Annotated in this window: 19 protein-coding genes and 1 tRNA gene; 8 read left to right on the plus strand and 12 right to left on the minus strand. The window is 57.4% G+C overall.

What is annotated here, in order from left to right; all coding sequences use genetic code 11:
- Positions 1-242: 242 nt before the first annotated feature.
- The 7 genes from SB719_RS12820 to SB719_RS12850 form a co-directional block, all read right to left on the minus strand.
- Entirely contained in the window at positions 243-1,289 is a 1,047-nt protein-coding gene (locus SB719_RS12820) for a DUF1176 domain-containing protein (protein WP_412159280.1), read from the minus strand.
- A 111-nt stretch (positions 1,290-1,400) separates the two neighbouring features.
- Complete coding sequence (locus SB719_RS12825) at positions 1,401-1,778, minus strand: DUF1090 domain-containing protein (RefSeq protein ID WP_412159281.1); 378 nt, start codon at positions 1,776-1,778, stop codon at positions 1,401-1,403.
- A gap of 333 nt (positions 1,779-2,111) precedes the next feature.
- Complete coding sequence (locus SB719_RS12830) at positions 2,112-2,798, minus strand: outer membrane protein (protein WP_412159282.1); 687 nt, start codon at positions 2,796-2,798, stop codon at positions 2,112-2,114.
- Between the two features lie 32 nt (positions 2,799-2,830).
- On the minus strand, positions 2,831-3,328 hold the full coding sequence (locus tag SB719_RS12835) for a GlcG/HbpS family heme-binding protein (RefSeq protein ID WP_065650214.1): 498 nt from the start codon (positions 3,326-3,328) through the stop codon (positions 2,831-2,833).
- A gap of 103 nt (positions 3,329-3,431) precedes the next feature.
- Positions 3,432-4,061: a response regulator gene (locus tag SB719_RS12840; RefSeq protein WP_293005016.1), complete on the minus strand. Its 630-nt coding sequence runs from the start codon at positions 4,059-4,061 to the stop codon at positions 3,432-3,434.
- Entirely contained in the window at positions 4,058-5,380 is a 1,323-nt protein-coding gene (locus SB719_RS12845) for a sensor histidine kinase (RefSeq protein WP_304233339.1), read from the minus strand. The genes SB719_RS12840 and SB719_RS12845 overlap by 4 nt, the downstream gene beginning before the upstream one ends.
- A gap of 478 nt (positions 5,381-5,858) precedes the next feature.
- Positions 5,859-5,943, minus strand: a tRNA-Leu gene (locus tag SB719_RS12850).
- Between the two features lie 230 nt (positions 5,944-6,173).
- On the opposite strand from SB719_RS12850, the gene SB719_RS12855 reads away from it, so the two are divergent.
- The 4 genes from SB719_RS12855 to SB719_RS12870 all read left to right on the plus strand — a co-directional run bounded on the left by SB719_RS12855 (position 6,174) and on the right by SB719_RS12870 (position 8,965).
- Positions 6,174-6,695: a DUF2501 domain-containing protein gene (locus SB719_RS12855; protein WP_412159283.1), complete on the plus strand. Its 522-nt coding sequence runs from the start codon at positions 6,174-6,176 to the stop codon at positions 6,693-6,695.
- A 149-nt stretch (positions 6,696-6,844) separates the two neighbouring features.
- Entirely contained in the window at positions 6,845-7,480 is a 636-nt protein-coding gene (locus SB719_RS12860) for a hypothetical protein (RefSeq protein WP_065650242.1), read from the plus strand.
- A gap of 55 nt (positions 7,481-7,535) precedes the next feature.
- Complete coding sequence (locus SB719_RS12865; protein WP_412159284.1) at positions 7,536-8,213, plus strand: MarC family NAAT transporter; 678 nt, start codon at positions 7,536-7,538, stop codon at positions 8,211-8,213.
- A 521-nt stretch (positions 8,214-8,734) separates the two neighbouring features.
- Positions 8,735-8,965, plus strand: a complete 231-nt coding sequence (locus tag SB719_RS12870) for a hypothetical protein (RefSeq protein ID WP_412159285.1) — start codon at positions 8,735-8,737, stop codon at positions 8,963-8,965.
- A gap of 77 nt (positions 8,966-9,042) precedes the next feature.
- Here the strand turns inward: SB719_RS12870 and SB719_RS12875 are convergent, their stop codons facing one another.
- From SB719_RS12875 to SB719_RS12885, 3 genes are read right to left on the minus strand one after another with little or no spacing between them, the layout of a single operon-like run.
- On the minus strand, positions 9,043-10,287 hold the full coding sequence (locus tag SB719_RS12875; protein ID WP_065650245.1) for a c-type cytochrome: 1,245 nt from the start codon (positions 10,285-10,287) through the stop codon (positions 9,043-9,045).
- Positions 10,288-10,291: 4 nt separating this feature from the next.
- A complete protein-coding gene (locus SB719_RS12880) occupies positions 10,292-12,061 on the minus strand; it encodes a GMC family oxidoreductase (protein ID WP_292975285.1) in 1,770 nt (589 codons plus the stop codon).
- A 33-nt stretch (positions 12,062-12,094) separates the two neighbouring features.
- Positions 12,095-12,826 (minus strand): gluconate 2-dehydrogenase subunit 3 family protein, encoded by a 732-nt coding sequence (locus SB719_RS12885; protein ID WP_065650247.1) that lies wholly within the window; start codon positions 12,824-12,826, stop codon positions 12,095-12,097.
- Between the two features lie 652 nt (positions 12,827-13,478).
- On the opposite strand from SB719_RS12885, the gene SB719_RS12890 reads away from it, so the two are divergent.
- Both SB719_RS12890 and SB719_RS12895 read left to right on the plus strand, forming a co-directional pair.
- A complete protein-coding gene (locus SB719_RS12890; protein ID WP_304233328.1) occupies positions 13,479-14,981 on the plus strand; it encodes a helicase HerA-like C-terminal domain-containing protein in 1,503 nt (500 codons plus the stop codon).
- A gap of 23 nt (positions 14,982-15,004) precedes the next feature.
- Positions 15,005-16,282: a DUF445 domain-containing protein gene (locus SB719_RS12895; RefSeq protein WP_304233326.1), complete on the plus strand. Its 1,278-nt coding sequence runs from the start codon at positions 15,005-15,007 to the stop codon at positions 16,280-16,282.
- A 156-nt stretch (positions 16,283-16,438) separates the two neighbouring features.
- On the opposite strand, the gene lptG is transcribed toward SB719_RS12895, so the two are convergent.
- A complete protein-coding gene (gene lptG / locus SB719_RS12900; RefSeq protein ID WP_039382335.1) occupies positions 16,439-17,515 on the minus strand; it encodes an LPS export ABC transporter permease LptG in 1,077 nt (358 codons plus the stop codon).
- Complete coding sequence (lptF, locus tag SB719_RS12905; protein WP_065650250.1) at positions 17,515-18,615, minus strand: LPS export ABC transporter permease LptF; 1,101 nt, start codon at positions 18,613-18,615, stop codon at positions 17,515-17,517. Before lptF ends, lptG begins: the two co-directional genes overlap by 1 nt.
- Positions 18,616-18,880: 265 nt before the next feature.
- Between lptF and pepA the strand changes: the two genes are divergently transcribed.
- Positions 18,881-20,392 (plus strand): leucyl aminopeptidase, encoded by a 1,512-nt coding sequence (gene pepA, locus SB719_RS12910; protein ID WP_039382329.1) that lies wholly within the window; start codon positions 18,881-18,883, stop codon positions 20,390-20,392.
- A 396-nt stretch (positions 20,393-20,788) separates the two neighbouring features.
- Positions 20,789-21,247 carry a DNA polymerase III subunit chi gene (locus SB719_RS12915; RefSeq protein WP_065650251.1) on the plus strand — a complete coding sequence of 153 codons (459 nt, stop codon included), beginning with the start codon at positions 20,789-20,791 and terminating at the stop codon, positions 21,245-21,247.

Below are 21,247 nucleotides of genomic sequence, written 5' to 3' on the forward strand. Positions count from 1 at the left end.
TATGGCGCCCTGGTCCCATCGCGCCTAATCCAACCCGGGCCGCATAAATGCGGCCCCTACATTGGTATCCGTAGGGGCGCCATTCATGGCGCCCTGGCCACATCCGGCACCTGACCCCGGGCCGCATTAATGCGACCCCTGGGGATATCGCGCCCAATTACCCCGGGTCGCATAAATACGGCCCCTACAAACGCCGCCACAGGGGCGCCATTTATGGCGCCCTGGTCCCATACGGTCTGCAATCAGGGGGCGGGTCTGACATCGCTGACCAGCACCGGCAGCTGCCAGGCGCCGCCGGCGCGGATAGCGCGGCACATGCCGGTGGTGGCGTCGCTGCTCTGTACAAAATTGCGGCCATCCCAGACCCATGCGGCGGTGCTCCAGCAGTCGCCAATGCCGCGGCCTTTCTGCGCTTCGCTAATTACCCCAGCGTGATAATCGGAGCCGGAGTCGGTGATCAGCTGCGGTGAACCCTGCAGCGCGCGATCCATCAGCCAGTAGCCATACCCTTCGTTATAGGCACCGCGCCAGCAGAGGGCGGCGATCAGCACATGGTCCGTATCCACGGTGGTCAGCGTCGGCGGCTCTGCGCCCTCTTCCGGCTGATCGTCTGCCGGTGCAAGATTATCGCAGCTGTCATCATCCGTCAGCGTAGCGATAAGCGCCGGCTTGATCCGCGCCAGCTCCTGCGGCGTCAGCGGACGCGGCTTTGCCTCAACGGTTCTGGCCTGGATAATCACCGGCAGCGGTACCGCAGGCGGCACGCTGCTTTCCGGCTTGCTGTCTTTACGCACCAGCGCACCCGGCGTGCCGATGCGCCCCTGCGCCTCATCCATTTTCAGCAGCACGGCAAAGGCACCGTTTGCAGAGAGATCAAACGGCTCGGCACCGCCACGGAACTCCACGCTGCCGCTGCCTTTAATGGCAGTAATAATCGACCGGGTCTGCGCATCGGTCAGCGTCCACTCATCATTATCGGCTTTTGCCAGTTCACCCAGCGGGCGATCGTCGATCCAGAGCGTCAGCGCGTCGACCTGCTTTGAGTCATCATCACCGGTATCCGCCAGCACCACCCGGCCATGCGTCACCGTATCCGGCCCGCCCGCCCGCGTCAGTAACACCGATCCCCCCGCGCCCTCTTCCGCGCTATAGCCCGCCGCACGACAGGTCAGCGTGTTATCGCACGCCAGCTCCCACTCTTTGTGAGCAAACGAGACGCCTTCTTCAGCTATCGCCGGTACCATCAGGGCGTTAAGCAGAGGAAGCGCCAGCAGCAACCGTATCTTCATGGCATGTTTTCCATCAGAATAAAGCGGTCAGTGTGAGGATTTTTTGCAGGCAGGAGAAGTGAATTTTTGCAGCGGCAGAGACGCACAGATGTCGCCTCTGCCGCTTAGCGCTTATCGGCTCAGTTCCGCCTGCGCGTCAGCCAGCTCTTCACGCACCTCAGTGAGTTTGCGCTGCTGTTTTTCAATCTTATCGCGGCGGCCGCTGGCCTGCGCTTTCTGCAGATCCGCTTCGCGCTCAGACACTTTCTGCTGCTTCTCCGTTACTTTCTCCTGACGCTCCTGCCGCAGAGCCGCATCAGTGCAGTGCTGCTGATTTTCGCGCAGCGCTTTCTCCAGCCCGTTAATGCGCGCTTTATTGCCATATTCGCGCGCCATCTCCAGCTCCTGCTGGATCGCCTGCTGTTTCTGCTGACAGCCACCGGCAGCCTGTGCGGCGGTGGCAGAGAACGCTGCTGCCAGCGTAATAAGTGCAATCGCTGTTTTTTTCATGGTTTCATCCTGAAAGTCGGGTAATGCGCTCATTATACGGCGAGTTCTTAAGAGGTTCTTAAAGGCACAGCGCTGCAAAGAGAAAAAAGGGGCTTATTTTGATTAAGATCAGGATTGTCACTGAATGGGGGCTACCGTAACGGTCCTTTCCGGGATGCCTCTGTCTCCGGTATTTCAACGGCAATACGCTTTTAACTTCCGGTAACCGCTGACGCTGGCATCAATAGCAGCAAGGCAATCTTTTGAACGCGGTTAATCAATGTGTGTGGCAGGCTGAGTTAACAGCCACACTGCCACACGCTCAATAATGTCCTGCCTGAAAGCTAACGTGCCTCAGAAAAGATAGCGCGCGCCCAGCGTAAACTCGTTTGATACCAGGCGTGCTTTCATTTGTTCATCTTTCAAGCCGCGGACATTGGTGAAGTTATTGTAACCACTTTCAATTTTTCCCAGATCCACATAGCGGTACCCCAGATCGAGGGTGAGTGGTTCAAGCACCGTATAGCTAATCCCTGCACCCAGCGTATAGGTCAGGTTGTTCTGTGTCGCTGACGCATATTCGCGCGTCGTCACGCCCTGCCAGCCACCCGCCCTGATTTTGCTGATGCCGAGGCCTGCCGTGCCATACAGCGAAAATCCGTAACCCAGAGCATAATCGCGGTAGACATTAAGCATCAGACTTTCGGTTTCTGTCTGCAAATGATTAAAACTGGAAGGGAAAAGAGTGGAGCCACTGGTGTACTCCGTTTTTTGCCGGAAACGGTACTCCGCCTCGGTACGCCAGCCATTGCCAAACTGATATCCGGCAGCCAGGGCTGCGCCGTCCAGATGCTCTTTCTCGTTGCCGCTGACAAATTGCCCGACTCCGGGGCGACTGCTGGTATTCAGTTCGCTGGCCCGCTGTGTGCTTTGCAGGTATTTTGCAGAACCGTAATACCCTGCCGGAAGATGAGCATCGGCCAGAGCATAACCCGCGGTAAAAGCCAGCGGCATAAGGAATAAAACAGAAGTGATTTTCATACGTCTCTCTTAATTGATTCAGGTGGGGAAAATCATCCGGCGCTGAGAGCGTTCTGATTATTTTTCAGTGCGTCGAGCGCGCACTGCTGGTCCAGATGACCACCCGGCGCGCCGCCTACGCCGATCGCACCCACCACGTCCTTACCGGATATCACCGGTACGCCGCCGGCCAGCAGTAAAAATCCGGGAATACTGGCTAAATGCGCGGCACCGGCATTGGCCTGCGCGGTTTTCATGACCTGCTCTGTGGCATTACGCGTACTGAGGGCGGTGTAGGCTTTCATCCGGCTGGCCTCCAGCGTATGAGGACCGGCATTATCCATGCGTTTGCTAACCAGCGGCACGCCGGCGCGATCGACGACGGTGACGGCGATAGCGTATTGGCTGGCATGACAGGCCTGTATCGCGCTTTGCGCCAGTTTATCGGCCAGGGTCAGAGAGAGTGTTTTAACGGTCAGCGTATCGGTAGCTGAGCTGGCGAACGAGGCCAGGCTGCTCAGTACAACTGCGGTGAAGAACAGGCGTTTCATGATAAGGAGCTCCTTGCTTATCCCATGTTGACGATCCACAGGATAAAAGGAGTACCGGCGGTAAACTATTGGCGTAACTACCAGGCCTGCCAGGTAAAATTACTTAGTCACCTGCAGTTTTTTTCCACCGCGCCAGTTCACCATACGCGCTTATCAGCCTGGAGAGTGAGTGCACATCAAGCTTATCGAAAATGCTGGCGCGATGCGCTTCAACGGTACGTGGCGACAGCGCATACCGTCGGGCAATCTCTTTACCCGACTGCCCCTGCATAATCTGCGCAAAAATTTCGCTTTCGCGCGCGGTCAGCGTACTGAGGCGTTCCTGCATCAACTGCAGCTTCTGCCGCTGCTTCTGCTGTTGCGCCTGCTGCTCCAGCGCCCCGCCCACCACTTCAAACAGCAAGTCTGCATCTATCGGCTTGGTCAGAAACTCAAATGCCCCGTTTTTGAATGCCCGGCGGCACAGGTCGATGTTGCCATGCCCGGTCATGATGATCACCGGAATTACCAGCCCCTGCTGTTGCCATTCGTCCAGCAGCGTAAGCCCGGTTTTACCCGGCATACGAATATCCAGCAGCATGCAGCCGTTGAGTAAGGAGAGCTCTCCTGCTTCCCGCTGAAAAGTTTGCGCGCTATCAAATGTTTTCGTCTGCCAGCCGACCGTACTTAACAGCGCGCTGAGAGAGGCGCAGATGGCCGGTTCATCGTCGATAAGATAAATTGCCTGCGTCATCTTTTTTCCTGGTGAGTCGCGGGTAACCACAGAGTGAAGCAAGCGCCCTGTCCGGCAATGTTCGCGACGTCAATTGTACCGTTAAGGCGCTGAATCAGAGTATCCGTTAACGCCATACCTAACCCAATCCCATTGGGCCGCGTGGTGAAAAACGGCATGAACACCTGTTGCAACGCTGGCACAGAGAGGCCAGGCCCGCCGTCGCTAATGCTGAGCCGGATACCGCCATTTAACGCGGCGGCTTCCAGTCTGATCCAGGCTGTACCGGCTTTATTGTGCCGCTGGGCCTGCAGCGCGTTATGAACGATGTTATGCAGGATCTGTTCTATCCAGAGCGGCGGGGCAACCAGCGCCGGCAGATCCGCCGGAATATAGCTGGTAACGGTGACTTTATCATGCCGGATTTCATTCTCTAAAAGCGTGATCACCTGCCGCCAGAGCGACTCAAGCACAATCGGCTGCCAGTCAGCCTGCTCGCTGGTCAGCTTTTGCCGAAACTGCTGTAACAGCGCATCGGTCCGCTTGATCTGAACCACGGCCGCTTCCAGCAGCGGCGGCACCGGCTCCGCTTTCCCCTGCTGCAGCCAGCGCAGCGCCGTTTGGGTGTAACTCAGCGTCGCGGTGAGCGGCTGGTTAAGTTCATGCACAATACCCGCCGCCAGCTCACCCAGCGTATTCAGGCGGGTCAGTTCCGCATAATGCGCGCGTAAATCAGCAATATCACGACGGCGGCGGTTGATGCGGTACTGATCGATCAGATACAGCGTTGCGCCCCAAAACAGTCCGGGCGAGAGGATAAGCCACCACGGCAGCGCTCCCCAGGCAGGGTTGTCACCGGCGCTGAGCAAAAACGATTGTGAAGGGCTGACGATGGTTTTTTGCCACTGCCAGTGCTGTGCGTGACTGCGTGTTCCGCGCGTAATCACAGGCTGACCCTGCCACGTCACAACAAGCTGCCGGAAGCGCGTTTTCTCCGACAGATTGTCAAAAATGACATTCAGGTCGATCAATAACGAGCGCCTGTCGATATTCAGCCAGTAGCGGCCGTCCGGCTCAATGACGATTGTCGGACGCGCTATGTTGTCCGGGCGGGCACGCCACTTAACAATTTGCGGGAACAGCGTTTGCACCTCACGACTGTACTGGCTGGCTGGCAACAGCTGAATGATAGCGTCATGCTGCGCCAGCTTTACCGTCACATCGCGATATAAAATGCGAAACTCAGCGCTCTTCTCTTCATATTGCTGCTGCAGGAAATAGAGAGTTAACCCGCTGCCGGAAAGCAGGGTCAGGAGCATCCAAACGACAATTTTCAGCATGTTTCGCCAGGCCAGGTGCGGGTTTATTGGGTCAGTTAAATCAGAGGATGATAATTTTTTCCTGACAGATCGGAGCTGACTCTCTGTCCGCAGTCACCGCTCATTCGCATAGATTACGGGAATTGTTATTCCACCAGAACCCCTGGAATTTGCCATAAGTATCATTTTTCGCTCAACATTCGCCTTCTGGCTTACGTCAGTCCGGAGGCGAGCGTGACGGGCTTTGAGCCAGCAAATCTCAGACGAATTGATATCAGGGAAAATATACCGTTCAGGGTAGCGCAGGATCCGTGAACAATAGTCGTCACTTCAGCGCTGGTTATTTGCATGCCATTCGCGGGCAATTATTTCAAAAGTATACGCTGCAATGGTATCCGGATTTTAACGGGCAACGTTGGATGGCTCAACGGATGGAAATTGCTGCCACCATTGATTTTAGAGGGATAACTGAACTTTGGAGGGTTCCTGCAAGTACTGATGGTGCCGAAGGCCGGACTCGAACCGGCACGTATTTCTACGGTTGATTTTGAATCAACTGCGTCTACCGATTTCGCCACTCCGGCATGGATAAGGATACGGAAAACGCTGGCGATTATACCGTTACCCGTGGGGTGTGCAACCGCTATTGAGCAGCGCGTGCGCTGAGCGTTGAAAAAAACAGCGTCATCATCGCCTCTGAAACCAGAACACTCTCAATCTGCATGGCCCTGCCCGCTTCTCCGGAACTTTCTGAGATCCTGTGCCTCATATCCTGCATTATCGGCGTCTGAAAGACGGAACCATGAGGTTACACATGAGTAAATCAATGCAACGCGGCGTTTGGGCATGGGGTATGGCAGCAGCACTGGTCGCGGGCAGCGCATCGGCGGCGAGCTGGCAGGATCAGCTGAGCAGCGCTGCTTCTCAGCTCTCACAGCAGCAAAACAGCAATACCACCACCAGCAGCAACGGCGCGCAGAGCGGCGGGCTGTCGCTCTCCACGCTGACCGGCCTGCTGAACGGCGGCGATAAAGCGGTGAGCGCCAGCAATATGACCAACGCAGCGGGCGTGATGGAGTACTGCGTGCAGCATAACGTGGTGGATAACAACGTGAAGTCAGTGAAAGAGCAGGTGCTGAGCAAACTCGGCCTGAGCACGCCGGCGGCGCAGGAGCAGAAAACTGATTATCAGCAGGGAATCGCGGGCCTGCTCAATACCGGTAACGGCCAGCAGCTTAACCTGCAGAGCCTGAGCAACTCGCCAATGGGTGAGAAGCTTAAAACCAAAGCGTGTGATGTGGTGCTGAAGCAGGGCAAAAAATATATCGGCATGTAATCAGCGCCGTGTGCCGGGGCGCTGTCCCGGCCTTATCGTGCTGATGAATGAGATTTTTTATGGCCGGATGCGTACGCTGCTGGCCTCCCCATGTTTTTCCGGGCGTCCTGACGCTATAGTGAGATTTTGCAGCAAACAGGACAGCGCGCATGAAAGGCATCAACATAGCGATTTACTTCGATCCCGATCTGATTCGACTCTGCGTACATGAGCAGGATGACAGCTACCTCAACCAGACTTTTCAGTATGACGACAGCGTCATTGAAGAGATCTATCAGTGGCTGGAACAGTACACGCCAAAGCGCACCCATATCTGTCTGATTGAGCACGACACCGCCGATATCCTCGCCGATGAGCTGACCGATAACGGCTATCACGTTCATCAGGTGAGCCAGCATGACCTGCTGAGCTGGTTCGCCAGCGAGCCGCCTGCTACGCCGGATGGATCGCCGGTGCGCGCCCTGCTGCGCTATCTCGAGAGCGAACGCCCGGCGGAGTATGAGTCGCGCACGCCGCAGATCGAAGCGCTGATGGATCTGCTGGACGAGCTCGATGCGCTGGAGGGCGTGGATGAGGTTGAGGATGAAGATGGCCTGCCGGACAACGTGCTGCGCCTGATGAAACAGAAAAAAATCAGCGCTGAAGATGCCGCGCAGCGCCTGCTGCCGGACGTTAATGAGCGCATCCGCGAACACCTTATCAGCTACCCCGAACTGATGACGCCCGAGCTGCTGGAAGATTTTTTCCCCGAGATGATCGAAGCGCTCGACACGCCCAAGCACTGAGTAATACGTCCTGTCGCAGGGCTGCGCACGCGGCCCTGCCCTGCGGAGATGCATCATGCTGGAACTCTTCAAAGCGATAGGCCTCGGGCTGGTGGTGATCCTGCCGCTGGCAAACCCTCTGACGACCGTGGCGATGTTTTTAGGGCTGGCGGGCGAGATGAATTTTCAGGAGCGTAACCGTCAGGCCCTGCAGGCGTCGGTCTATGTGTTTCTGATCATGATGGTCGCCTGGTACGCCGGTAACGCGGTGCTGCACACCTTTGGCATCTCGATTCCCGGCCTGCGCATGGCGGGCGGGCTGATCGTCGCCTTTATCGGCTTTCGCATGCTGTTTCCGGCAAAGCCGGTCGGCCATTCGGTAGAAGCGCGCCATAAAAAAGATGAGCAGGATGCCAGCGACGATCCGCGCGAGACGGTGAATATCGCCTTTGTGCCGCTGGCGATGCCCAGCACCGCCGGTCCGGGCACCATTGCGATGATCATCAGCTCAGCTTCAACGATGAAAGCCGGCGTCGATTTTCCCGCCTGGGTGGTGATGGTCGCCCCGGTGCTGACTTTCCTGGTCGTGGCGCTGATTTTATGGATTTCCCTGCGCAGCTCCGGCGCGATTATGAAGCTGGTGGGTAAAGGCGGCATTGAAGCGATTTCGCGCCTGATGGGTTTTCTGCTGGTCTGTATGGGCGTGCAGTTTGTGATTAACGGCGTGCTGGAAGTGGTGCGCACGTTTCATTGAGTTTTGTGCGGATATCGGCCGGGGCGCCATTAATGGCGTCATTAAATCACGTGCGGATATCGGCCAGGGCGCCATTAATGGCGCCCCTACGGGGGATGGATATTATTGAATGTCGTACGAACCCCGCAGGGGGCGCATTTATGCGCCCCTGGCTGAATTCAGGCGTCGTTGAATGTCGTGCGGAAATCGGCCAGGGCGCCATTAATGGCGCCCCTACGGGGGATGGATATTATTGAATGTCGTGCGAACCCCGTAGGGGGCGCATTAATGCGCCCCTGGCTGAATTCAGGCGTCGTTGAATGTCGTGCTGGTATCGGCCAGGGCGCCATTAATGGCGCCCCTACGGGGGGATGGATATTATCGAATGTCGTACGAACCCCGCAGGGGCGCATTTATGCGCCCCTGGTCAAATCCAGGCGTCGTTGAATCACGTGCGGTATAGGCCAGGGCGCCATTAATGGCGCCCCTACGGGGGGATGGATATTATCGAATGTCTTACGAACCCCGCAGGGGGCGCATTTATGCGCCCCTGGCTGAATTCAGGCGTCGTTGAATGTCGTGCGGATATCGGCCAGGGCGCCATGAATGGCGTCATTAAATCACGTGCGGATATCGGCCAGGGCGCCATTAATGGCGTCATTAAATCACGTGCGGAAATCGGCCAGGGCGCCATTAATGGCGTCATTAAATCACGTGCGGAAATCGGCCAGGGCGCCATTAATGGCGCCCCTACGGGGGATGAATATTATTGAATGTCGTACGAACCCCGCAGGGGGCGCATTTATGCGCCCCTGGCTGAGGATATTATCCGGGCATTCCCGTATAGCGGTTAATGCAGGGTTTTGCGGACGTCGGCGACCTGCTCTTTGGTCACGGCCGCGGCGCGGTTGCTCCAGCCCTGGCGAACAAAGGTGGCGAGCTGTGCGACCTCTTCGTCGCTCAGGCGCTGGCCGAAGCCCGGCATCGCCAGCGTTGACGGCGCTTTAGCCGTTGAAGGCTGCTGCGCGCCAACGAGGATCGTGTGGATCAGCCCCGTCGGATCGCCTGCGTTCACGATCGTTGCCTGATCCAGCTCAGGGAAGATCCCCGGCGCACCTTTACCGGTTACGAAGTGGCAGGCGCCGCAGTTGTCGAGATAGAGACGCTCGCCTTCGCTCAGGTTCTTCGCGGCCGTCAGTTTCGCTTCGGTCTGCTGCTGCGCCTGCACGTTGTAGGCCTGCAGCGGCGGGTTACCGCCGAGGAACTTCAGGTATGCGGCAATCGCTTTCAGATCGGCGTCGGTCATATGGGAGCTGGAGTGCTCAATCACCGACTTCATCTCACCGCCTACCGCAGCTTTATCGTTACGCCCGGTCTGCAGGTAATCGATCACCTCCTGCTCGCTCCAGTGCGGCATGCCGCGCAGCGACGGCACATCCCAGTTATTCAGGCTACCGCCGGCGAGGAAAGTTTTGTCGCTGCTGTCGAGCGATTTCTCATTCATGCCGAGACCGCGCGGCGTGTGGCAGCTGCCGCAGTGGCCAAGACTCTCGACGATATAGGCACCGCGATTCACTTCAGCAGAGGCGCCGCCAATCGGCTGAAACGGCTTGTCGGAGGTAAACGCCCAGTTCCAGAAGCGCATACCCCAGCGCTGGCTGAACGGGAAGCTCAGCTTCGTCTCCTGCGGCTGCTCGCTGCTCGGCTTTACGCCCTTCATAAAGTAGACCCAGAGCGCGTGCATATCGGCATCGCTGATCTTCGCGTAGTCCGGGTACGGCATGGCCGGATAGAGGCGTGAGCCATCCGGCAACACGCCTTTACGTACCGCGTCAGAGAACTGCTGTTCGCTGTAGTTGCCGATGCCGTGCGCTTTGTCCGGCGTGATGTTGGTGGAGTAGATCGTGCCCAGGTTCGACTCAATCGCCAGCCCGCCCGCGTACGCCGCTTTACCTGCCACGCTGTGGCACGCCATGCAGTCACCCAGCCGCGACAGATACTCACCCTGCTTAATCAGGGCCGCTTCATCTTCCGCCTGCGCCTGCAGCGCCACGCCGCTCAGCGCCAGCGCTGCCAGTAATGCTAATTTTTTCATCTGCTTATGCCTGTACCAGTGGGCCGGGGTTCTTCAGATACTGCTCTTTGATCGCCTGCGCCGCCATCAGGGTGATCGCACCGATGGTATCGGTCGGGTTCGCCTGGAAGTTTTGCGGGAAGGCGTTGCCGCCCGGCACAAAGACGTTATGCACGTCCCAGCTCTGCAGGTATTTGTTCAGCGCCGAGGTTTTCGGGTTATCGCCCATCACCGCGCCGCCCACGTTGTGGGTCGAGACATATTTAGTGATGTCAAAATCAGCACCCATCGGCAGGAAGCTCATGCTCATGCTGTCCGGGTTCAGCTCTTTGGCAATGTCGCCCACGATGCCTTTCAGATGCTGCTGCAGCTTCAGCTCGTTCTCTTTCCAGTTAAAGGTCATACGCAGCAGCGGGTTGCCGCGATGATCGGTGTAGTGCGGATCGAGATCGAGATAGATATCGCGATAGGACTGGCAGGTGGTGGTGATGCTGATCTTCATCGAATGGTTGTACCACTGCTCCAGCCCCTCTTTGTATCCCATGCCCCAGGCAGGCGTACCTTTCGGCAGCGCAGCGGCCATCGGCGTACCGGTCGCCTGCGAGCTGTGGATCTTGGCGCCGCCGAGGAAGCCGAGGCCCGGGCCGTCAAAGTTGCCTGGCGAGATGTCATTGAACATCTGGCCGGTCGCGCCGGCGGTGGCGTAAGAGTTAAAGTTCTTATCTTTGAAGAACAGCGTGGCGCCGCCGTTGGAGAGAAACGCATAGTTGCGCCCTACCACACCCTCTTCGGTGATCGGGTTATACGGCTTGCCGATACCGGATAGCAGCATCAGACGCACGTTGTAGAGCTGGAAGCTGGAGAGCACCACAATTTTGGCTGGCTGGAATACTTCGTTGCCATCCACGTCGTAGTAGATCACGCCTTTTGCGGTTTTGCCATCCTCGTGCAGCACGACTTTAACCACTTCAGCGTTCACTTCGTAGGAGAAGTTCGGCAGACGCTTCAGCGCATCCATCACCGCCGTCTGCGGTGATGCTTTGGAGTAGTTCAGGCACGGATATTTTGAGCAGTAGCCGCAGTAGTTGCACGGTGCAATCTGGTTGCCGTAAGGGTTTTTCCACGCGCGCGATACGCAGGCTGAAGGGTTCGGGAACGGGTGATAGCCGAGCTTCTTCGCCGCCTCTTTAAACATGACGTTGTTGAGCGTGTCGTCCAGCGCCGGCAGCGGGTAAGGCTCTGAGCGCGGCCCTTCAAACGGATCGCCGCCTTCGAGGATCTGACCACGCAGGTTACCGGTAGTGCCGGACTGCCCGCAGATCAGCTCAAACTTATAGAAGTAAGGCTCAATCTCTTCCCAGCTGAACGGGAAGTCCATAACGCGCATATCATCCTGCAGAATGCCCGGCTTGTACGCCTGATCAACATAGGTTTTCAGTTTGATATCGGTCGGGGTCGGACGGATCAGTACTGCCGTCCAGTGCATGCCTGCGCCGCCCACGCCGGTGCCGGGCGCAAAGGCGCCCCATTTGCGGGTAGGCAGTGCAGTCTGATCCATATTGTAACGCACCGTCACCGCCACCTCTTTCGGCGTGGCGAAGACTTTGTTACGTACGTTATAGGCGTATTCATCGGCCGGCTTCGGGTAGGCGAAGTCGGGATAGTCGCGCTCGCCGCCGCGCTCCAGCGCGCGCACCTCAAGTCCGGCCAGCGCCAGCTCGATACTCATCAGCGAGCCGGCCCAGCCGAGGCCGCATACAACGACATCGACTTCTTTTTTTGTAATCTGTGCCATGTTAATTCTGTCTCACATACCAAATAGGGAAATTCAGGCGCGCTGGCCCAGCAGGCTGACCGGCCCGAGCGGATACGGCACGTTGTGCTGCTTCACCCATTCGGTAAAGCTGGCGCGGGCGCCCGGGAAGCCGATAGCGATCCACGCTTTCATGCCTTTATTGCCGCCATACATCGGGTCGGCAAGATAACCATGTTTGGTATCAGCCAGCAGCTGGCTGAAGAACTGTGAGGCTTTCAGCGCCGGCTCGCCCAGCGCCGCAAAATCGAGACCATCATTCTTGTTGATACGAGTCAGCACGGCATCTTTCTCTTCCGTGCTCAGCTCGTGGAAGGCTTTCTGATAGGTCGTCTGCGTCCACTGATCCACCAGCTTGATGGCGGTGCGGTACATCTGCTGCGGCGTAAACGGGATCTGATACCCCATGGTCGCCGGGGCGTGCACATCAAACGGTCCCTGCAGATAGATTTCTGCACCGAACTCCGGCGTGTGCAGCTGCTGGTCGATAAAAATCGGCACGTTGGTTTCCAGCGCGCCGGGCGCCTTGCCGCTGCCGCCAGCCGGGATCAGACGGTCGGTTGCTGCCAGGATAAACTGCCATTCACTGGCGCTGAAAAAGATCGGTTTATAATCGGCGAGTTCCGGCGCGGCCATTTCTGCCGCCTGCGCGGCGGTAACGCCTTTTAATAACAGGTCGCTGACCGGCAAAGCCAGCAGCGCCCCGAGTAAAAATTTACGTCTGGTGGTGGGTTTTTCTAACAGCATGGCGCGACAATTCTCACTAGCTAAGAAAGATAATTTATATTTTTGTTAATGACGTTATACATCGGCAAACAAGCGGGCAATCTTATGGATACAAATATTTCAGGATGTAAAAATTAAATTAAAAATGTTTTTTAAGTGAAGAATGGTTATTTTTTTACGGTGTGCACGGTATGTAGCAGTGCCACTTATTAACTGAAATTGTGGTTTAAACCCGCTAAAAGCAGGGGTTTTTGGCGCTTTATCTTGATATAACGCTGAAAGCGCTGCATTGAAGAAATAATCGCCCGGCGCAACTGTTGAAAATAAATCACTCTTAAAAGGCAGTTATTGTGAGCGTAAATATTCAGCTTTGTTAACTTTGAGCCAGATTTCTCTCTATCTGCGTTTTATTTATCCAGCTGGCGTATAAAAATCAGGCACAATAATTAATTTCGGGTATTAATTTTATATTCTGGCAATGCTCAGCATAAACCGGCTTATTGATGTGGTACCGTCTGTCTTTATTTGCCGGGAGGATGACGTCGATCCCAGCGCCCGCATCTTTGCCTGTAACCTTCCGGTGGCCTCTGCTTTTTCAGGCGATCAGTTGCGCTACCGCAGGCTGCGCTTGCTATCCTTGGTGTCATAACGCATTGCTGAAGAGCGAGAGATTATGACCACTCCCCTGCTGATTGCTCAAACCCCCGATATCCGGCTGTCGCTGCTCCCGGCGATGGCAAACCGTCACGGGCTGATCGCCGGCGCCACCGGCACCGGTAAGACCGTTACGCTGCAGAAACTGGCAGAATCCTTTTCACAGGCCGGCGTGCCGGTGTTTATGGCTGATGTTAAAGGTGATTTAAGCGGCATTGCCACCCCCGGCAGCGCCTCTGAGAAACTGCAGGCGCGGCTGGCGCAGATTGGCGTCAGCGACTGGCAGCCACACGGCAACCCGGTAATGCTGTGGGATATCTTCGGCCAGCAGGGCCATCCGGTACGTGCCACCGTTACCGATCTGGGCCCCCTGCTGCTCGCCCGTCTGCTGGGGCTGAACGAGGTGCAGTCGGGCGTGCTGCAGATTATTTTCCGCATTGCGGACGATCAGGGACTGCTGCTGCTCGATTTCAAAGATTTGCGCGCCATGACGCAGTATATCGGCGATAACGCCAAAGCCTTTCAGACGCAGTACGGCAACATCAGCAGCGCATCCGTGGGTGCGATCCAGCGCGGCCTGCTGGCGCTGGAGCAGCAGGGAGCAGAGCATTTCTTCGGTGAGCCGATGCTCGATATCCGCGACTGGATGCGCTGCGACGAGCAGGGACGCGGCTATATCAATATTCTCGCAGCCGAAAAACTCTATCAGCTGCCCAAACTCTACGCCACCAGCCTGCTGTGGCTGCTGGCGGAGCTGTATGAGCAGCTGCCGGAAGCGGGCGACCTGGATAAACCGAAAATGGTGTTCTTCTTCGATGAGGCGCATCTGCTGTTCAGTGATGCGCCGCCGGTGCTGCTGGAAAAGATTGAGCAGGTGATCCGCCTGATCCGCTCCAAAGGCGTTGGCGTCTGGTTCGTGACGCAGAACCCGTCAGATATTCCGGATAAAGTACTGGGCCAGCTCGGTAATCGCGTGCAGCACGCCCTGCGCGCCTTTACGCCGCGCGACCAGAAAGCGGTAAAAAGTGCCGCTGAAACCCTGCGCGCTAATCCGGCGTTCGATGCCGTAACGGCGCTTCAGGCGCTCGGTACCGGTGAGGCGCTGATCTCTTTCCTCGATGAGAAAGGCAGCCCATCCATCGTGGAACGCGCTATGGTGATTGCTCCCGGCTCACGCATGGGGCCGCTGACGCAGGATGAGCGCAACGCCCTGATCAACCACTCGCCGCTTTATGGCAAATATGATGAGGAAGTCGATCGCGAGTCAGCCTTTGAGCGGCTGCAGCAGGGCATCGCCACTGCACCGCAGCAGTCGGCGGCACCGGACGTTAAAGGCGCTGACGTGAAGGTTGAGAGCGGTATTCTCGGCGGCCTGAAAGAGATTCTGTTTGGTACCACCGGACCGCGCGGCGGTAAACGCGACGGCGTGGTGCAGAGCGTAGCCCGCAGCGCAGCGCGCCAGGTGACCAGCCAGATCGTGCGTGGCGTGCTGGGCAGCCTGCTCGGCGGTCGCCGCCGTTAAGGACTCTCTGCTAAGATCGGGTTATGGATAAATATCAACAACTGAAGCGCAGCAAACAGCTGGCGCTGGCGCTGCTGCTGGCGGCAGCGGCAACCTTTATCGTTACGCTGTTTCTGCCACCCAATTTCTGGGTACTGGGCGTTAAAGCGATCGCGGAAGCGGCCATGGTCGGTGCACTGGCCGACTGGTTTGCGGTGGTGGCGCTGTTTCGCCGCGTGCCGCTGCCGCTGATTGCGCGCCATACGGCCATTATTCCGCGTAACAAAGATCGCATCGGCGAGAACCTTGGTCGCTTTGTACAGGAGAAGTTTCTCGATACCGATTCGCTGCTGGCGCTGATCCGCCGCAATAATCCGGCACAGCTGCTGGCGCAGTGGCTGAACGCGCCGGGCAACGCCGATCGCGTAGGGCGTCATCTGCTGCAGGTCATGCGCGGCTTTCTCGATCTCACTGACGATGCACGCATTCAGCAGTTTATGCGCCGCGCCGTGCATCGCGCGCTGGATAAGGTCGATCTGACGCAGTCCAGTGCGATGATCCTCGACAGCCTGACTAAAAATAACCGTCATCAGGCGCTGCTGGATGCGGCGATTGAACAGCTGCTGCAGCTGCTGCACAAACCCGGCACGCGTGAGTTTATCGCCCTGCAGATTGTGCGCTGGCTGAAGCGTGAACATCCGGTTAAAGCCAAAGTATTGCCGACCGAGTGGCTGGGCGAGCACAGCGCCACGCTGGTGGCTAACGCGGTGGATTCGATTCTCGATGAAGTGGCACGCGATCAGGGGCACGAGCTGCGTCTCGGCTTTAACCGCGCGGTGCAGCGGCTGATTGACCAGCTGAAAAACGATCCGGAGATGGCGGTGCGCGCAGAGTCAGTTAAGCAGTGGCTGAAAGAGGATGAGTCGCTGAATCGCTATATCGGTGAGCTGTGGCAGGATCTGCGCGCCTGGCTGAAGCGCGATCTCAGCAGCGATGATTCCCGCGTACAGGAGCGGGTACGGCTGGCGGCGCTGTGGCTGGGAGAGACCCTGCTGGCCGATGAGGCGTTACGCAGTTCGATGAATCAGCATCTGGAGGATGCGGCGCGCAGCGTGGCACCGGAGTTTGCTGCTTTTCTGACGCGTCACATCAGCGATACGGTGAAAAGCTGGGATGCACGTGATATGTCGCAACAGATTGAGCTGAACATCGGGCGCGATCTGCAGTTTATCCGCATCAACGGCACGCTGGTCGGCGGCACCATTGGCCTGCTGCTTTATCTGCTGTCGCAGTTGCCCGCGCTTCTGCAGACGCTGCGCTGACCGGCAGAGGCTGAGCCAGGGCGCCATGATTAACCCAGGGCGCCATTAATGGCGCCCCTACAGTGCTGCTCGCAGGGGGTGTATTAATGCGCCCCAGGTTCAGGCCGAATACCAAAAAATAAGGGCGCCATAAATGGCGCCCTGGATCTGTCCCGCTTAGCGTCGTTTCAGCAGCAGATAGAGGCTGATAGCGAAGAAAGCACCGCTGGGCAGGATTGCCCCCAATATTGGCGGCAGGCCGTAGACCAGGCTCAGCGGACCAAAAATCTGATCCAGCACGTAGAACAGGAAGCCGAAGCTGATCCCGGTCACCACGCGCACGCCCATCGATACGCTGCGCAGCGGGCCGAAGATAAAGGAGAGCGCCATCAGCATCATGACCGCCACGGAGAGCGGCTGGAAGATTTTACCCCACATATTGAGCTGATAACGGCCCGACTCCTGTCCGCTCTGCTTCAGATATTTGCTGTAGTTATACAGCCCGCTGATTGAGAGCGCATCCGGGTCCAGCGCCACCACGCCCAGCTTGTCCGGCGTCAGGTTGGTTTTCCACTCGCCGTTCAGGCTCTGCGAACCGGTGATCTGCTTTGGATCGGTAAGGTCTGACTCATCGACCTGCGCCAGCTCCCACCGTTTACGCGCCTGATCCCAGGTCGCGGTGGCCGCATAGCGCACGCTCTGCAGACGGCGGGCGTCGTTAAAGCGGTAGATGCTGACACCATCAATCTCATTGTCGCCTTTAATGCGTTCAATATAGATGAAGTCGTTGCCATCCTTCGCCCAGAGGCCGTTCTGCGTGGAGACCAGCGATCCGCCGTAAAGCTGCTGCGCACGGAAATTACGTGCCATCTGCTCGCCCTGCGGCGCCACAAACTCACCGACGGCCATGGTCAGCAGCACCAGCGGGATCGCGGTTTTCATGACGGAAAGCGCCACCTGCAGGCGGGTAAAGCCGGACGCCTGCATCACCACCAGCTCGCTGCGCTGCGCCAGCGTGCCCAGGCCCAGCAGCGCGCCAAGCAGCGCCGCCATCGGGAAGAAGATCTCGATATCTTTCGGCACGCTCAGCAGGGTGTAGTAGCCCGCGTCCAGCGCGGAATACGCGCCCTGCCCGGTTTTGCGCAGCTGATCGACAAACTTGATAATGCCCGACAGCGACACCAGCATGAACAGCGTCATCATGATGGTGTTGAAGATGGTTTTACCGATATAGCGGTCAAGCACCTTAAACATCACACCGACCCTCCGCGGCTGAAACGCGCCCGCAGACGACGCATCGGCACGGTATCCCAGGCGTTAAGCGCGACTGCCAGTGCCAGATACGCGATGTTGACGGTCCACATCCAGATCGCCGGATCGAAGCGCCCTTTGGCCGCATTGGAGCGCAGCGAACTCTGTAGCAGGAAGAAGATCAGATAGAGCAGCATCGCAGGCAGCATCGACAATACGCGGCCCTGACGTGGATTGACCACGCTAAGCGGCACCACCATCAGCGCCATAATCAGCACCGAGAAGACCAGCGTCAGACGCCAGTGCAGCTCGGCCTGGAACTGCGGCGTTTTGGTGTTGATCAGCGTAAGCAGATCGGCCTGATCGGCGTCGTTAGGATCGAGCGTCGCTTCTTTGTAGCCCACTACCGCCTGATAGTTCACAAAGTCAGTGATGCGGAAATCACGCAGCAGCGCGGTGCCCTCAAAGCGGGTACCTTTATCCAGCGTCACCACCTGTGAGCCATCTTTACGCTGCTCCATATGGCCGCTGTCTGCCAGCACCACCGACGGACGCGCGTTGCCTTTGGGCCGCAGCTGCGCCAGGAAAACGTTGCCGAAGGTGTTGCCTTTCACATTCTCGACAAACAGCACGGTATTACCGTCGCTTGAGGTCTGGAACTGTCCCGCAGCCAGCGCAGCAGCGCCCGGATTAGCCTTGGCGTTCTGCGTAACCTCATCCTGATAACGCGATGACCAGGGGCCGAGCCAGATAACGTTGACCGCCGCCACCAGCGAGGTCATCAGCATCAGGATCATCGCCGCCTTAACCAGTAACCCTTTACCCAGACCGCAGGCGTGCATCACCGTAATTTCACTTTCGGTGTATAGCCGGCCCAGCGTCATTAAAATCGCCAGAAACAGGCTTAAGGGTAAAATAAGTTGCGCCATTTCAGGCACACCGAGTCCTAACAAGGTCAGAACCAGATTTGTGGGGATTTCGCCATCCACCGCTGCCCCTAAAATCCTGACTAACTTCTGACAAAAGAAGATCAGCAGCAGGATAAACAGGATAGCCAGCTGGCTTTTGAGCGTTTCCCGAACCAGATATCTAATAATGATCACGCTTAGTACGCCTGTGAAAACTTGTCTTTTTGCAGGAAAATCGCTAGTTTCAACGCTTATCAGCCATTTTTCTTCATCAATGGCCGTATTGGTCGCTAAAATGGTCTGTTAATGCGTCAGGGTGGTGAAAAAACATCACATTGTCACCCCACTCATTATGACCAGCGGCGTTAAATTGTCATGGCGTCGCGCCAAATAATGGGTGACGAACGCGCTACATTCTAACGACAGCTACGGCCGTTGTCTTTAAGATTCAGGAGAGTGCATGGAGTTCAGTGTAAAAAGCGGCAGCCCGGAAAAACAGCGGAGCGCCTGCATTGTTGTAGGCGTTTTTGAGCCGCGCCGTTTATCGCCCATTGCCGAACAGCTGGATAAAATCAGCGACGGCTATATCAGTGCGCTGCTGCGCCGTGGCGAACTGGAGGGCAAAGTCGGTCAGACGCTGCTGCTGCACCATGTGCCGAATATTCTCTCTGAACGTATTCTGCTGATTGGCTGCGGCAAAGAGCGCGAGCTGGACGAGCGTCAGTATAAGCAGGTGATCCAGAAGACCATTAATACGCTGAATGACACCGGCTCCATGGAAGCAGTCTGCTTTCTGACCGAGCTGCATGTTAAAGGCCGTAATACCTACTGGAAAGTGCGCCAGGCGATTGAGACCTCGAAAGAGGCGCTCTACAACTTTGATCAGCTGAAAAGCAATAAAGTTGAGCCGCGTCGCCCGCTGCGCAAGCTGGTGTTCAACGTGCCAACGCGTCGCGAACTCACCAGCGGTGAGCGCGCCATCCAGCATGGCCTCGCCGTAGCAGCCGGTGTGAAAGCAGCAAAAGATCTCAGCAATATGCCGCCAAATATCTGTAATGCGGCCTATCTCGCCTCGCAGGCTCGCCAGCTGGCGGACGCTTACAGCAAAAACGTTACGACCCGTGTTATCGGCGAACAGCAGATGAAAGAGCTGGGCATGAATGCCTATCTTGCGGTCGGCGCCGGTTCGCACAATGAGTCGCTGATGTCGGTTATTGAGTACAAAGGCAACAGCGATCCGGACGCGCGTCCCATCGTGCTGGTGGGTAAAGGGCTGACCTTTGACGCCGGCGGCATTTCCATCAAGCCTGCTGAAGGCATGGATGAGATGAAATATGATATGTGCGGCGCGGCCTCGGTCTATGGCGTAATGCGCATGGTGGCAGAACTCAATCTGCCGCTGAACGTGGTAGGCGTGCTGGTGGGCTGTGAAAACATGCCGGATGGCCGGGCGATGCGCCCGGGTGATGTCCTGACCACGATGTCAGGCCAGACCGTTGAAGTGCTGAACACTGACGCTGAAGGCCGTCTGGTACTGTGCGACGCCCTCACCTACGTTGAGCGTTTTGAGCCTGAAGTCGTAATTGACGTGGCGACCCTGACCGGTGCCTGCGTGATTGCGCTGGGTCACCACGTCAGCGGCCTGCTTTCGAATCACAACCCGCTGGCGCATGAGCTGATCAGTGCTTCTGAGCAGTCAGGCGACCGCGCGTGGCGGCTGCCGATGGCCGATGAGTATCAGGAGCAGCTGGAGTCGAACTTTGCCGATATGGCGAATATCGGCGGACGTCCGGGCGGTGCAATCACTGCGGCCTGTTTCCTGGCCCGCTTTGCACGCAAATATAACTGGGCGCACCTCGATATCGCCGGTACCGCATGGCGCTCCGGTAAAGCCAAAGGCGCTACCGGGCGTCCGGTGCCGATGCTGTCGCAGTTTCTGCTGAACCGTGCAGGCCTGAACGGCGACGATTAACCGGTATCGCGCGTCCAAACGGTGCGGTGTTTGACCAGGAGCGCATTGATGCGCCCCCTGCGGCGGCATTTTTCCCCGTAGGGGCGCCATTCATGGCGCCCGGGGTTGATACGCGTACGGGACGCGATGACGTCCAAACGGTGCGGTGTTTGACCAGGGGCGCATTAATGCGCCCCCTGTGGCGGCATTCCCGTAGGGGCGCCATTCATGGCGCCCGGGGTTGATACGCGTACGGGACGTGATGACGCCATTCATGGCGCCCGGGGTTGATACGCGCACGGGACGTGATGACGTCATTAATGGCCCCTCTGCGATTGATACCGGCCTTAATATTGGACGCACGCCGCGCGCTGACGCACAATGCTCTCTGTTGTTACTGATGGAATTTAGCCCGCCATGAAAAACGCCACCTTCTATGTTTTAGAGTCAGAAAGCGCCAGTGATGGCCTTAGCGCGATTGAAGCGCTGGTGTGCGATCTGGCTGCTGCCCGCTGGCGTGAAGGTAAACGCATTCTGATCGCCTGTGAAAGCGAGGCGCAGGCGAACCGGCTTGATGAGGCGCTGTGGCAGCGTCCGGCAAACGCCTTTGTGCCGCATAATCTGGCCGGTGAAGGTCCGCGTTATGGTGCGCCGGTAGAACTTGCCTGGCCACAGCGGCGTAGCAGTGCGCCGCGCGATCTGCTGATCAGCCTGCTGCCAGCGTTCGCAGATTTTGCCACCGCTTTCCATGAAGTGATAGACTTCGTACCGTATGAAGAATCCCTGAAACAACCGGCGCGCGATCGCTATAAAGCCTATCGCAGCGTTGGTTTCCAACTGAAAACGGCGCCACCACCCCCGCCGCAAACGACATAG

This window comes from Pantoea sp. SIMBA_079 (genome assembly GCF_046940275.1).
Lineage (GTDB): Bacteria > Pseudomonadota > Gammaproteobacteria > Enterobacterales > Enterobacteriaceae > Pantoea > Pantoea borealis.